The 14,022-nt window shown below is 58.3% G+C and carries 6 protein-coding genes and 7 pseudogenes; 10 read left to right on the plus strand and 3 right to left on the minus strand.

The genetic code is table 11. The features are described 5' to 3' along the window. Nucleotides 1-115 precede the first annotated feature (115 nt). Nucleotides 116-865: pseudogene (locus ACMX3H_RS13170) on the plus strand (ATP-binding cassette domain-containing protein); the annotation flags it as partial. 222 nt (nt 866-1,087) lie between these two features. After that, entirely contained in the window at nt 1,088-2,128 is a 1,041-nt protein-coding gene (gene rlmF, locus ACMX3H_RS13175) for a 23S rRNA (adenine(1618)-N(6))-methyltransferase RlmF (protein WP_415211157.1), read from the plus strand. A 14-nt stretch (nt 2,129-2,142) separates the two neighbouring features. Here the strand turns inward: rlmF and moeB are convergent. Then, nucleotides 2,143-2,870 (minus strand): annotated as a pseudogene (gene moeB / locus ACMX3H_RS13180) (molybdopterin-synthase adenylyltransferase MoeB). Nucleotides 2,871-2,906: 36 nt separating this feature from the next. Beyond that, nucleotides 2,907-4,124: pseudogene (gene moeA / locus ACMX3H_RS13185) on the minus strand (molybdopterin molybdotransferase MoeA). 354 nt (nt 4,125-4,478) lie between these two features. On the opposite strand from moeA, the pseudogene ACMX3H_RS13190 reads away from it, so the two are divergent. From ACMX3H_RS13190 to ACMX3H_RS13210, 5 genes and pseudogenes are all read left to right on the plus strand, one after another. Next, nucleotides 4,479-5,357 (plus strand): annotated as a pseudogene (locus ACMX3H_RS13190) (isoaspartyl peptidase/L-asparaginase family protein); the annotation flags it as partial. Then, nucleotides 5,334-7,297: pseudogene (locus tag ACMX3H_RS13195) on the plus strand (dipeptide ABC transporter ATP-binding protein). The pseudogenes ACMX3H_RS13190 and ACMX3H_RS13195, both read left to right, overlap by 24 nt. Next, nucleotides 7,284-8,822 (plus strand): annotated as a pseudogene (gene gsiB / locus ACMX3H_RS13200) (glutathione ABC transporter substrate-binding protein GsiB). The pseudogenes ACMX3H_RS13195 and gsiB overlap by 14 nt, the downstream one beginning before the upstream one ends. 11 nt (nt 8,823-8,833) lie before the next feature. Continuing rightward, nucleotides 8,834-9,754 carry a glutathione ABC transporter permease GsiC gene (gsiC, locus tag ACMX3H_RS13205; RefSeq protein WP_415211158.1) on the plus strand — a complete coding sequence of 307 codons (921 nt, stop codon included), beginning with the start codon at nt 8,834-8,836 and terminating at the stop codon, nt 9,752-9,754. 9 nt (nt 9,755-9,763) lie between these two features. Then, nucleotides 9,764-10,030, plus strand: a pseudogene (locus ACMX3H_RS13210) (glutathione ABC transporter permease GsiD); the annotation flags it as partial. A 218-nt stretch (nt 10,031-10,248) separates the two neighbouring features. Here ACMX3H_RS13210 and ACMX3H_RS13215 read toward each other — a convergent pair. Next, a complete protein-coding gene (locus ACMX3H_RS13215; RefSeq protein WP_415211159.1) occupies nt 10,249-10,839 on the minus strand; it encodes a hypothetical protein in 591 nt (196 codons plus the stop codon). A gap of 159 nt (nt 10,840-10,998) precedes the next feature. Between ACMX3H_RS13215 and ACMX3H_RS13220 the strand changes: the two genes are divergently transcribed. From ACMX3H_RS13220 to ACMX3H_RS13230, 3 genes are all read left to right on the plus strand, one after another. After that, nucleotides 10,999-11,250, plus strand: a complete 252-nt coding sequence (locus ACMX3H_RS13220; protein ID WP_415211160.1) for a helix-turn-helix domain-containing protein — start codon at nt 10,999-11,001, stop codon at nt 11,248-11,250. Nucleotides 11,251-11,405: 155 nt separating this feature from the next. Beyond that, nucleotides 11,406-13,352 (plus strand): Mu transposase C-terminal domain-containing protein, encoded by a 1,947-nt coding sequence (locus ACMX3H_RS13225; RefSeq protein WP_415211161.1) that lies wholly within the window; start codon nt 11,406-11,408, stop codon nt 13,350-13,352. Nucleotides 13,353-13,422: 70 nt separating this feature from the next. After that, a partial coding sequence (locus ACMX3H_RS13230) for an AAA family ATPase (RefSeq protein WP_415211162.1) occupies nt 13,423-14,022 on the plus strand: 600 nt, incomplete at its 3' end.

The following is a 14,022-nucleotide window of genomic DNA, read 5'->3' on the forward strand; positions in this document are numbered from 1 at the left end:
CATCGCCGGATTATCCATGATCTGACAGCCGTCCCTTATAGGATGCGGGTTCACTAGGCATCGTAGTGGAACATATTCTTACCGGGCCATACAACAAACCCACCAATAATTCAAGACGTCCTCCACGGGGCGCTTACATAAGATCAAGCTTGACGAAATCAAAGCCTCCAGCCGGCAAAATCCGTTTATCCGCTTTGAGCAAGAGAAGAAACTGTTTCGCAATGCCCTGCAGGTAGAGCAGGTGACCCAGGGTTTCGAGGCGGCGGCGTCGCTATTTCGCGCCCTGAATATGATGGTGGAGGTGGGTGAGAAAGTGGCGATTCTCGACGCCAACGGTATCGGTAAGACCACTTTGCTCAGAACGCTGATGGGCGAGCTGGCGCCGCAAAGCGGTGAGATAAAATGGTCGGAAAACGCCAATATCGGCTATTACGCCCAGGATCACGCCGCCGAGTTCGCCGAGACGATGACGGTGTTCGACTGAATGAACCAGTGGAAACAGGCCGGTGACGATGAGCAGGCGGTGCGCGGCATCCTTGGCCGGCTGTTGTTTGGCCAGGATGATATTAAAAAGCCGGTTGGCGTGCTGTCCGGCGGCGAGAAGGGCCGGATGCTGTTTGGCAAGCTGATGATGCAAAAGCCCAATATCTTGCTGATGGACGAGCCCACCAACCATCTGGATATGGAATCCATCGAATCGCTGAACGCCGCCCTTGTGCTGTATCAGGGAACGCTGCTGTTTGTCTCTCATGACCGCGAATTCGTCAGTTCGCTGGCAACGCGGATAGTGGAAATTCTGCGGAACAGGGTGATCGATTTTAGCGGCAACTATGAAGACTACCTGCGCAGTCAGGGTGTGAACTGAATCGGCGATGGCGTTTCCCTGCGCGGCCAAGCATGCACTGAACCCGCAAGGGTAATCTCGCGCGTGGCCGAGGTATAGGATTGCGCCCGCGACGTCATTCACCTGCGCGGCCAAGCGTGCACCGAACCCGCAAAGGTAATCATTGCCGCGACTAAGATTTACCTTATCCCGCGCCGGCGTCCCGCATTTGCGGGCGCCGGCCGTTAGCCCAATGAGTTTGCCGTGAAAAAATCCGTTCCGCCCACAGCGGAAAAAACGTCTTTACATCCGCGCAATCGCCACCGTGGCCGCTATGATTTCGCCGCACTGGTGGCCGCTTGTCCGCCGCTGGCCCCGTTTGTCCGACCGACGCCCGGCGGCACGCCCTCGGTGGATTTCGCCTCGCCGGCGGCGGTGACCATGCTTAACCGCACGCTGTTGCTGCACCATTACGGCCTTCGTCACTGGGATATCCCCGCCGGGTTTCTCTGCCCACCAGTCCCGGGACGGGCGGATTACCTGCATCACTTGGCGGACCTGCTGGCGGTCGGCAACGGCGGCAACATTCCGCGCGGTCGGCGAGTGATGCTGCTCGATATCGGCGTCGGCGCCAATTGTATTTATCCCATCATAGGTCATCATGAATACGGCTGGCGCTTTACCGGTTCGGATATCGATTCGCCGTCGCTGCGCTGGGCGCGACACATCGCCGACATGAATCCGTCGCTGGCGGGCGCGTTGCGCCTGCGTCGACAATCCCAGCCGGCGGCTATCTTCAACGGCATCATTGGCGCGGCGGAACGATTCGATGCCACCTTGTGCAATCCGCCGTTTCACGCGTCGGCGCAAGAGGCCGAGGCCCGCACGCGACGTAAGCTGGTCCAATTGGCACGGTCGACGCAGCGCCGGCGGGAAAGCATCCTAGGTGCGGGGAACCTGGGTGGCGCATCGGGCGACGGTTTCCCGGCGCGCCAGACCAACGCGGCGGCGCCCAATTTTGGCGGTCGGCACAATGAACTATGGTATCCAGGCGGCGAGCTGGCGTTTGTCCGCCGTACGGTGGTGGAAAGCGGCGCCTATGCGCGTCACTGCCTGTGGTTTACGACGCTTTTGTCGAAGAGCAGCTCGTTAGCGACGCTGTATCGCGCCATCGAGCAGGCGGGCGCCAGCGCGGTGCGCACGGTGCAAATGGGGCAGGGACAGAAAATCAGCCGTTTTGTCGCCTGGAGTTTTTATGATGCGGCGGGCCAGGCGGAGTGGGCCGCGCGTCGCTGGCGAGACTGATGGCACGGCGGGTGCTAGGGCGCGCCGCACACCTCGCAATCGGGGTGTCGCGGCAACCGCATTTCCCGCAGCTGCAGCGTCATTGCATCCAACATCAGAAGCTTACCCGCGGGCGATTGCCCGTAATCGGTTAACACCTTGATGGCTTCCATCGCCTGTAGCGCGCCGATGATCCCCACCAGCGGCCCCATCCCCCCGCTTCGGCGCAGGTCAGGCTCTCGGCGCCGAATAACCTGCTTAAGCAGCGATAGCAGGGTTCATCCGGTCGATAGCGAAAGACGCTGATTTGCCTCTCCATCCGGATCGCCGCGCCGGAAATGAGCGGCTGGCGGCGCGGGTAACAGCAGCGGTTGAGCTGTTCGCACGCCGCAACGTTATCGGTGCAATCCAGCGCGATATCGCATTCGGCCAGTAGCGCGGACAGCCCGTCATCGTCCAGCACGTCGTCCACCGTGGTCAGCGTGACGTGCGGGTTTACCGCCGCGAGCGCCTGGCGGGCCGACGCGACTTTCGTTTGGCCGATGCGGTCATCGTTATGCAAGACCTGACGCTACAGATTCGAGAGCGAGACGGTATCGAAATCCAACAGCACCAACCGGCCAATGCCGGCGGCGGCCAGATACAGCGCCGCCGCGCTGCCCAGCCCGCCCAGGCCGGCGATCAGCGCACCGCTGGCTTTCAACCGTTCCTGGCCGGCGAAATCGAAGCCGCGCAGCATAATCTGGCGGTTATAGCGCAGCATCTACTGATGACTCAATTCCTCCGCCACTCTGCCTCCTTAGCCCTGCAGCAAGGCGTTGAACGGTTCTATTGTCACCCATTCGCCGGCGGCCACGTCGCCGCGCGCCTGCTCCAGCACGATAAAGCAGTTGGCGCTGGCGAAGGAGCTAAAGACATGGGATCCCTGCAGCCCGGTGGTTTCGACCGCCAGCTCGCCGGCGTCGTCGAGACGGTAGCAGCCGCACTGGAAATCCAGGCGGCCGGGGGTTTTGCCGAGCGGCGTGAGCGCGCACGCAGGCGCGGCAGCCCCCCAGACGGGCAATGAGCGGCTGTACCAGCTGATAGAAAGTGATCGCCGCCGATACCGGATTACCCGGCAGGCCGCAAAACCAGGCCTGGCCCAGGCGGCCGAAGGCAAAGGGTTTACCGGGCTTCATCGCCAGTTTCCAGAAATGAATCTGCCCCAGCTCTTCCAGCATGGTTTTGGTATAGTCCGCTTCGCCGACCGACACGCCGCCGCTGGTGATGAGGAGATCCGCACGGCTGTCCGCCTGGCGAAACGCTTCGCGCAGGGCGGCGGCATCATCGGCGATAATGCCCAAATCAATGACCTCGCAGCCCAATTTTGTAAGCATCAGCCTGATGGCGAAGCGATTGGTATCGTGAATCTCCCCGGCGGCCAGCGGCGCGCCGATGGGCCGCAATTCGTCGCCTGTGGAGAACAAGGCCACGCGCAGGCGGCGGCAAACGCGCACCGAAGCGATGCCCAGGGACGCGAGCAGCGGCAGCTCCGCCACCTGCAACAGCCGGCCCGCCGGCAGCACCTCGTCTCCCCGGCGAATATCATCACCACCCGGCGGATATGCTCGCCGGCGGCGGGGGCAACGCTAAACCGCACCCCACGTTCATCGACCTGCGCATATTCCTGCATGATCACCGCTTCAGCGCCCGCCGGGGTGGGGGCGCCGGTCATGATGCGCAGCACGCTGCCCGCAGGCCAATGGCCGGTGAAGGGGACGCCCGCCAGCGCCCGGCCCGCGACCTGCAGGAGAGCGCCCGGCGTAAGGTCGGCCAGTCTGACGGCATAGCCCTCCATCGCGGCGTTATCGAACGGCGGGACGTTGACCGGCGACACGATGGGCTCGGCGCTGATGCTGCCGCAGGCATCGGTTAACGGCACATTCTCGGTGTCGGCCACCGTGACGGGGTCTACGGCGTCGAGCATAGTGGCCAACGCCTGCTCAAGCGTCAGCAGAGAAGAAGAGGGGGTAGCCATGACAACTCCTATAGGCGGCGGGTATTAGCGGATAACCGCCGGGTTCTAAGCGGCCCCTATTATGGCTATGGCAGAGAACCGGATACCAGAGAACCGGCCGGCGATGATGCGCTAAGGCTCAGGTCGTGATGCCCGGCGCGCTGGGAGAGCGTCGCGCTCGGGAGCAATATCACCTCAGTATTAATATCACGTATTTCTACTTTACAGCAGCCAAGCGCGTCCATATAGTCAAAATCGATAACATGTTAACGTTTGGCCTAGCACCTAATAGCCTGAACCGTTATTGTCCGCGGCCCGTGCCGGAACCCTGGCAGGGCGAGCCCATCATTACGTATCGACAGGGTAACCGTTGCAATGAGCAAAGCAGTGATAGCACTCCACGGTGGCGCCGGCGCACTGTCGTGTCAGACGATGAGTGCTGAAAAAGAACGCGACTACCGCCAGGCGCTTGACGCTATCACCCGCAGCGGCCAAGCGATTCTGGCCGACGGCGGCAGCGCTCTGGACGCCGTCACGGAAGCGGGACGGTTGCTTGAGGAGTGCCCGTTGTTCAACGCCGGCACCGGGGCGGTGTTCACCCATCAGGGTGCCCATGAACTCGACGCCAGCGTAATGGACGGCCGCAGCCGCGCGGCGGGCGCCGTCTGCAGGGTCAGGCATATTCGTAATCCCATCTTGGCCGCGCGGGCGGTCATGGAGCACAGCCCCCATGTCATGTTTACCGGCGAGGGCGCGGAACAGTTCGCGTTTAGCCGGGGGCTGGCGCGCGTAGAGAACGACTTCTTCTCGACACCTGAAAGGTATCAGCAACTCCAGCGCGCCCTGGCTGCGGACAGCGGCGCGCTGCTCGATCACGACGGGGCGCCCGCCTCGGCGGACCCTATCGACCCGGATCGGAAATTTGGCACCGTCGGGGCCGTGGCCTGCGATAGCCAGGGGAATCTGGCCGCCGCCACCTCCACCGGCGGAATGACCAATAAGCAGGCGGGGCGGGTCGGGGATTCGCCGATCATCGGCGCCGGCTGTTATGCAGATAACGCCACCGTTGCCGTCTCCTGTACCGGCAGCGGTGAAGTGTTTATCCGCACCGCCGCAGCGCATGAAGTGGCGGCGCTGGTGGCCTATGCCGGCTTGACGCTGGAGCAGGCGGCCACGCGGGTAATATTTGATCAAATCCTGCCTTTGGGCGGGTCGGGCGGGCTTATTGCGGTGGATGCCGCCGCGTCGTTCGCCGGAAACAACGGCGCCCTGGAACTGCCGGAGGACCGGGTATTATCGGTGCGCAATCTCAGCGTCCAGTTCCAGCGGGAAGGACGGCGTATCGAAGCGGTGCGTAACCTTTCTTTCGACGTCAACCGCGGCGAGACGCTGGCTATCGTCGGCGAGTCGGGGTCGGGCAAATCCGTCACGTCGCTGTCGGTCATGCGTCTGGTGGAGCTGGGTGGCGGGCGCATTGAGGGCGGTACGCTGCTGTTCCGCCGGCGCTCGGGGCAGGTGGTGGATCTGCGCCGACGCTGCGTTCGCTGCGCTGAGCGGATATGGCGATGATTTTCCAGGAGCCGATGACCTTGTTGAATCCGGTTTTTCCGGTCGGGGAACAAATAGCGAAATCCCTACGTCTGCACCAGGGCAAGGATCATCGCAGCGCGAGACAAGAAGCGCTGCATATGCTGGATTTGGTGCGGATCCCCGAAGCGCGCAATATTCTCGATCGCTACCTGCATCAGCTTTCGGGCGGGATGCGCCAGCGGGTGATGATTGCCATGGCGCTGTCGTGCCGGCCGGCGCTGCTTATTGCCGATGAGCCCACGACCGCGCTGGATGTCACCATTCAGGCGCAAATCCTGCAGTTGATCCGGCTGCTGCTGCAGGAGATGCGCATGGGGGTGATGTTTATTACCCACGATATGGGCGTGGTGGCGGAAATGGCGGATCGGGTGCTGGTGATGTATCAGGGCAATGATGTGGAATCCGCCGCGGCCAGCGAAGTGTTTCACCGGCCGCGCCATCCCTATACGTAAGCGCTGCTGGCCGCCGTGCCGCGGCTGGGCTCGATGGCGGCCAGCGATTTTCCGGCGAAATTCCCGCTTCTTCGCGCGGCCCCCACCGTGGAGGCGCCGCCGCCGTCTGTTCCCGATAGGGCGCCCGGTGACGCCGCGGCGCAGACCCTTTGGCCGCAGGATACGGTTCGCACCGACGGCCGGCCGATACTGGAGGTGCGCAATCTGGTCACGTGCTTCGATATCCGCGGCGGTATTTTCAACCGCATCCAGCGCCGGGTACACGCGGTGGAAAAGGTCAGCTTTTTCCTCTATCCCGGCGAGACGCTGGGGCTGGTGGGAGAATCCGGCTGCGGTAAATCCACCACCGGCCGCGCGCTATTGCGTCTGGTGGAAAGCCAGGGCAGCGATATCTTGTTTGATGGCCAGTCCATCAACCGCCTGCACGGTAACGCGTTGCAGCATTTGCGGCGCAATATTCAGTTTATTTTCCAAGATTCCTACGCATCACTGGATCCGCGCCTTACGGTAGGCTATTCCATTATGGAACCGCTGCTGGTACACGGCGTGGCGCAGGGCAAGCAGGCAGAGTTGCGCGTCGCGGCGCTGCTTGAACGTGTCGACCTGTTGCCGGAGCTCGCCGCGCGCTATCCCCATGAATTCTCCGGGGGACAGCGGCAGCGGATTTGTATCGCCCGCGCGCTGGCCCTTAATCCCAAGGTGGTGATTGCTGACGAATCGGTGTCGGCGCTGGATGTCTCCATCCAGGCCCAGATAGTCAATCTGATGCTAGATCTGCAGCGGGAATACGGCATCGCATTTTTATTTATTTCCCATGATATGGCGGTGGTGGAGCGGGTCAGCCACCGGGTGGCGGTGATGTATTTGGGGCAGATCGTGGAAATCGGTCCGCGCCGGCAGGTCTTCGAGCATCCCAGCCATCCCTATACCCGCAAATTGATGTCCGCGGGACCGGTGGCCGATCCCGACAGCCGTCGCCGCGATCGCGTGTTACAGGCAGACGAAATCCCCAGCCCCATCCGGGCGCTGGATGATGAACCCGTGGTTGCGCCGCTCGAGCGGGTGGGCGAGGAACATTATGTCGCCCGCCACGCGATAGGCGGCGCTTACGGTCTTTTCAAGGAGAGAGTAGCGAATGATGCAGCAACATGATAAGCGTAACTGGCTGGTGGTCACGGCGGTGTTAACCACGCTGGCCGCCGCGCCGGCCTGGGCCGCCAAAGATGTCGTCGTGGCGGTGAACTCCAATTTCACCACCCTGGATCCCTATGACGCCAACGACACGCTGTCGCAGGCGGTGGCCAAATCGTTCTATCAGGGATTGTTCGGCTTCGATAAAGATATGAAGCGGCAAAATGTCCTGGCGGAGAGCTATACCGCCAGCGATGACGGTCTGACCTACACCTTCAAGCTGCGCCAGGGGGTGAAGTTCCAGGACGGCACCGATTTCAACGCCGAAGCGGTGAAGGTTAACCTGGATCGCGCCAGCAATCCGGACAACCATCTCAAGCGCTATAACCTGTTTAAAATGATCGCCAAGACCGAGGTCATTGATCCCCATCAGGTTAAAGTCACCCTGAAAACCCCGTTCTCGGCCTTCATCAATAACCAGGCGCACCCGGCGGCGGCCATGATCTCCCCCGCTGCGCTGAAACAATATGGCAAAGAGATTGGTTTCCACCCGGTCGGTACCGGTCTCTATCGGTTCGATACCTGGAATCAAACCGATTTCGTCAAGGTGACACGCTTCGACGGCTATTGGCAGCAGGAGGAAAACAAGCTAGACAGCATCACCTGGCGCCCGGTGGTGGATAACAACACCCGCGCGGCCGTGCTGGCGACCGGCGAAGCGACGTTCGCTTATCCGATCCCCTATGAGCAGGCCAAGGTGCTGGACAATAACAGCAAGGTGGAGCTTATCTCCGGGCCGTCGATTGTGCAGCGCTATATCATTCTCAACGTCACGCAAAAGCCGTTTGATAACGTCAAAGTGCGCCAGGCGTTGAACTACGCCATTAATAAAGACGCGCTGATCAAAGTGGCGTTCTCCGGCTACGCGACGCCGGCGCAGGGGCAGCAGCCGAAAGGCATTGATTTCTCGACGCAATACCAGCCCTGGCCTTATGACGTGGCCAAGGCGCGCGCTATTGAAAGAAGCCGGCTATCCCAACGGTTTCTCCACCACGCTGTGGTCGTACAACAACAACAGCAGCAGCAGCCAGAAAGTGCTGCAGTTCGTTCAACAGCAGCTGAATCAGGTGGGGGTGAAAACCACGGTAACGGTGATGGACGCCGGCCAGCGCGTAGCGCAGGTGGAGAGCAAAGGCGTGAAAGAGACCGGCGTGCGGATGTTCTACTCCGGCTGGTCCGCGTCAACCTGCGAGGCGGATTGGGCCATTTCGCCGCTGTTCGCCAGCCAGTCGGCGGCGCCGGCGTTGTTCAACACCGCGTTTTACAGCAATCCTAAAGTGGATGAGGATTTGGCCGCCGCGCTGAAAACACCCGCCGCGAGGAAAAAGCCCGACTGTATAAATACGCGCAGGATACCCTCTGGGCCGACGCTTCCTGAATTTTCCTGGCGACCGAAAAGCTGGTGTATGCGCGCAATAAAAACCTGAGTGACTTCTATGTGATGCCGGACGGCTCCTTCGAGTTCTCGCACGCCGATATGAAATAACCCAGGCCGTTATGCTGAATTATTTCATCAAGCGATTGTTGGGGCTCATCCCGACGCTGCTGATTGTGGCGGTGCTGGTGTTCGGGTTTGTCCATCTGTTGCCGGGTGATCCCGCCCGGCTGGCGGCGGGGCCGGAAGCGGATGCATCGGTGGTGGCCCTGGTGCGCCACGATCTCGGGCTGGATCAGCCGCTGCCGACGCAGTTCTGGCGCTTTCTGACCCATGTGGTGCGGGGCGATTTTGGTACCTCGATGGTATCCAAGCGGCCGGTAAGCAGCGAGATAAGCAGCCGTTTTATGCCCATGCTGTGGCTGACCGTGACCAGTATGATCTGGTCGGTTATCTTCGGCATGTCGCTGGGCATTCTGTCCGCGGTGTGGCGCAATCGCTGGCCCGATCGATTAGGGATGACGCTCGCGGTATCGGGTATCTCTTTTCCCGCTTTCGCGCTCGGCATGTTGTTGATGCAGATTTTCTCGGTGCAGCTGGGCTGGCTGCCCACGGTCGGGGCGGACTCGCTGCGCCACTATATTCTGCCGTCGATTACCCTTGGTGCGGCGGTGGCGTCGATAATGGCGCGTTTTACCCGCGCCTCGTTTATCGAGGTGATGCAAGAAGATTATATGCGTACCGCCCGTGCCAAAGGAGTGCGCGAAAGTTTGGTGGTCGTTAAGCATGGCCTGCGCAACACCATGATCCCGGTGGTGACCATGATGGGTTTACAATTTGGGTTTCTGCTGGGGAGATCGATCGTGGTGGAGGCGGTATTTAACCGGCCCGGCCTGGGTCGTCTGCTGGTGGATTCGGTCACGCTGCGCGATTATCCGGTTATCCAGGCCGAGGTGCTGCTGTTTTCGCTGGAGTTTATCCTCATTAATTTGATGGTGGACATGCTGTATGCCGCCATTAACCCCTCCATTCGCTACAGGTAACGAAACGTGATGCAATTTTGGCGACGCAACGCCGCGCTGGCGGCGATGCCCACGGTGGCTTCCCAGCGTATACGCACGCCCTGGCGCGAATTCTGGCGTCGCTTCCGCCCGCAGCCGGTGGCAGTAGCGGCGGGGGTATTTATGGTGCTGCTAATTATTGCGGCGCTGCGGGCGCCGTGGCTGGTGCCGTTTGACGCCGAAAACTACTTTGATTACGACCGCCTGAACGAGGGGCCTTCGGCCGTTTACTGGCTGGGGGTGGATTCGCTGGGACGTATAGAGAAGTAATTTATTTGATACTTGTGGGAATATCCGGGAATTGGCGGGAACTCATGGGATTTCTTGAGGTTAGAAGTGATTTTCTGATTTGATACCAATGCTTAAACAATAAACAATTGTTCACCTAGAAGTAAAATATTTGATACCACTACAAGCAAGCTTTAATGTCCTTTAAATTGCATTTACAAAAAATTTTAACTAGGCCAATGCCTATTTCAGGCTCTGGCCCGGATGTTAGAATCAGAGTGGTCTACTTCTGAAATGGCTTCTCGGGTACTGATTTCAATTTTGGATAAAATCTCTCTAAGCTGTTCTTCTGACATGGATTCTAATCGTAAAGCTATTCGTTTTCTATCACCTTTTAGTTCTAGAAGTGCTTGATTTTCTGTATCAAGTAGGTGAAAAACTGTCTCAAGTCCTTTACGAGCAAGAATCTCGAATAATCTTAACTTTTCTTGATCTGTCAGAAGCGATAAAAGCTCAAAAAGCTTCCGTTCGGCATCTCCATTTGAAACCAATCTGCCGGGTTCTTTGGTTTTTTTATCGGTTTCATGAATATCACCTTCGCCATTAAGAAGCCAATTGAGAGAAACGCTTTCGTGTTCGGCTATCTTCAATAACTGGCTTCGTCTAGGGCTTGGTTTTAAATGTCTTCTTTTATAATAATTTTTTAATGTACTAACATTAATCCCCCAAGCCCTTGCGGCTTCACTTCTAGATGCATATCTATCAACCAATTGAAAAATTCTTTCGATTACCGGTTCTTTTTCGGATTCAAGAAAAGTACGACTAGGTTTTTTTTGCATCACTAACCTCTGCAACTTATTGCATTGATTTATAACAAGAAATAAATAAAACTATTAAAACCACAAAGAAACCTTGACATAGTTTCTTTTGGTTCTTATGCTTTACCTGTACGTATAACTTTTCAGTTATGCATGAGGATAACTTTTTAGGATAGACGAATGATGAGCAAAAAAGAAGACATGTGTGCTGATTGGCACCCTGAGATCATTAAAGCGGAGATCCATAGGCGAGGGTTGTCGTTTCGCTTACTGTCCTTGCAAGCCGGTTACAGCAAGGATTCGCTCAAAACGGTTTTACGGACTCCTTGTAAAACCTATCAGAAGATTATTGGTGAGGCGCTGGGGGTCGAACCTGAAACCATTTGGCCTAGCCGTTACAAGATTAAAAGCTACATACGCAAGGCATCATAATTATGTTTCTTGTTGCTAAAGAACTCATTGGCGTAATAGGTCTCCCCAAAACTACCAAGGGCATTAGAGAGATATTGGCGCGTTTAACGAAGAACTCGCCCGATCTCGTGCGTAAACGTTAAGGGACTAAGGCTTACGAGTACCACATTGATTGTTTGCCTGTTGAAGCCCAGTGCGCGATCCGTGAGCGTCATCTTCAACAACTGATGATCGCTGCTCCTGTGGATGATGTCGTCAAGCAACCCGTCGTATCAAAGGCCAACTCAGACCTCGAAAAAGCGGGCAAGCTGGACGTTTACCGCCGCTGCCCGGCATTGATTGGGGACAGGTTAGCCGACCTGACGGATAAGCAGCGCCAGATTGCCGATGCGCGGATGTTACTGGTGCAGCATATCCTCACCATAGGGCGGCAGCCCCGTTATAGCTGCGCGCAGGCGATCCGCTTTATTGTCCAGCAGGCGAAAACCGGCCAGTTGTCTGAGACCATCGCACAGGCGGCACAGGTGGCCAATGCCAAGAAGGGCAAAAACCGTCAACTCAGCGAAATCACCCTCAAGCGCTGGCTGGCCGACTACAAAAAAGCCGCTACCCCTGCCGAACGCCTGATTGTGCTGGCTCCGGGGAAGCGCGAGGTGGTCAAACCGGAGCACATCGCCTGGTTACATGACTATCTGGCGCACTATCGCAAGCCGAACGGGTGCAGCATGAAAGAGGCGTATGCGGATTTTTGCGCCGAATGGCAACAGCGCTATGCCGATGAACCGCTGATGTTGGCGGCGCAGCCTTCCTATGACGCGGTGCTGTATGCCATGGAGAAACTCCCCGAAACCGTGAAACAGCGCGGGCGCAAGACCGGCAGTGAATATCGCCAGCTGGAAGGGTTTATTCGCCGCGACTGGACCAGTTTACCGGTTAACTACGTCTGGATTGGCGACGGTCACGGCATGAAGATGAAAGTCGCCCATCCCGACCACGGTCAGCCCTTTTCGCCGGAAGTGACCTTTATTATCGATGGCAGCTGCCGCTATATCACCGGCTGGAGCCTGTCGCTCTCCGAAAACGTGATTGCCGTTACCGATGCCCTGCGGTATGGCATTGCCACCCACGGCAAGCCGTTTCTCTATTATTCGGATAACGGTAGCGGTGAAACCAACAACACGCTCGATGCGGATATTACCGGTATTTTAACCCGCCTGAATATTGAACATCCGACCGGCATTCCCGGCAATCCGCAAGGGCGCGGCATTATTGAACGGCTTAACCGTACCTTGCCGATGCGCATTGCCCGCCATTTTGCCACCTACTACGGCACCGGCGCTGACAGGGAAACCGTGCGCAAGACCGGCAAGGCGCTTAAGTCTGCCTTAAACGCCCAATCAAAGGGCAGTGAGCTGACCGTCGCCCAGCAGACCACGCTGCGCAAGCTGCCCTCCTGGGAGATGCTGATTGATGAAATCAAGGCCGGCGTCGAGTGGTACAACGCCCGTCCGCACAGTGAATTACCCAAACGCCCCGATGGGCAGCATTACAGTCCCGCCGAGTTTCGCCGCTGGAAACTGGAAAACGAAGCCACCGAGCTGGAATGGCTGACGCAGTTTGAGCTACGCGACCTGTTCATGCCTCAGACCGAACGCACCGTCAGTCGCTGTGAAATCCGTTTCCTCAACAACATTTACTACGCCGCCAAACTGGCGGATGAGCACGGGCACAAGGTGCTGGTGAACTACGACATTCACGATGCCAGCAAGGTGATCGTGCGCCGCATGGATGGCTCCTACCTCTGTGAAGCGGTCTGGGATGGCAACAAGCGCCAGGCCTTCCCGGTGACGGCGGAATACCACAACCAGCAACAACGTATCAAGGGGATGCGCAAGCGGGGCGAAGAGAAAGTGGCGTTGGCCGAAGCAGAAAACACCGTCACCCTGCCCGCAGTGGCGGAAGACAACTGGCTGCCTGGCAATGTTTACCGCACGGTGGGAAATGCTGCCGTGAAACAGGCTGTGGGGTGTGAAGTTCAGGCGGATGACTGGGATACCGAAGGGGCCTTACAGCGTGGGCTGGCTCTACTTGAAGCCCAGCAGGATGCCGATCCGCTGTTGTAAAAAAGCCATTCGGGAGCAACCGAATGGCTTATCGGAACACAAGAATGCTTTTCATCAAGGAGGCAAGATGATGACCCAAAACGATGATCTTATCAAGACGCTGCATCAACTGATTGATTCAGGTCAGGTAACCCAGGCGCAGATAGTGCGCGAGACCGTGCAGTCAGGAGCGGTGATATCCAACTTTATCAAAGGGAGTTACGCCGGCAATAACCAGCGGGTCGGTGAACTGTTAACCCGCTGGCTGACAGATTATCAGCAAAAAAAGACCTTGCCCGCGCCACCGCAGTTTGTGGAGACGGCCACGGTCAAGGAGATATGGGCGGTGTTCCAGTTTGTCCGGCTGGCGCAGTGCATGAATGTGATTGTCGGGGTGCCGGGGGTGGGCAAAACCTTTGCCGCCCGCCAGTACTGCCAGCATGCCAATACCTGGATGGTGACCCTTTCCCCGGCCCACGCCAGCATCACCGAATGTCTGCTGGAGCTGGCGGAAGCGCTGGGCCTTAGCGACCTGCCGAGAAACAAGGGTACGCTGGCGCGCGCGGTACGGCGGCGGCTGACCGGCACGAATGGGCTGGTGATTGTCGACGAGGCCGACCACCTGGGCATTGACGGGCTGGAGCAGCTGCGCGCCATTCAGGATGCGACCGGCGTCGGGATGGTACTGATT

This window comes from Sodalis sp. (in: enterobacteria) (genome assembly GCF_047607725.1).
Classification (GTDB): Bacteria; Pseudomonadota; Gammaproteobacteria; order Enterobacterales; family Enterobacteriaceae; genus JBLKSS01.

Coding starts and splice junctions, on each gene's coding strand:
- gsiC (WP_415211158.1), top strand. CDS start 8,834: ATGCTGAATTATTTCATCAAGCGATTGTTGGGGCTCATCCCGACGCTG.
- ACMX3H_RS13215 (WP_415211159.1), bottom strand. CDS start 10,839: ATGCAAAAAAAACCTAGTCGTACTTTTCTTGAATCCGAAAAAGAACCG.
- ACMX3H_RS13220 (WP_415211160.1), top strand. CDS start 10,999: ATGATGAGCAAAAAAGAAGACATGTGTGCTGATTGGCACCCTGAGATC.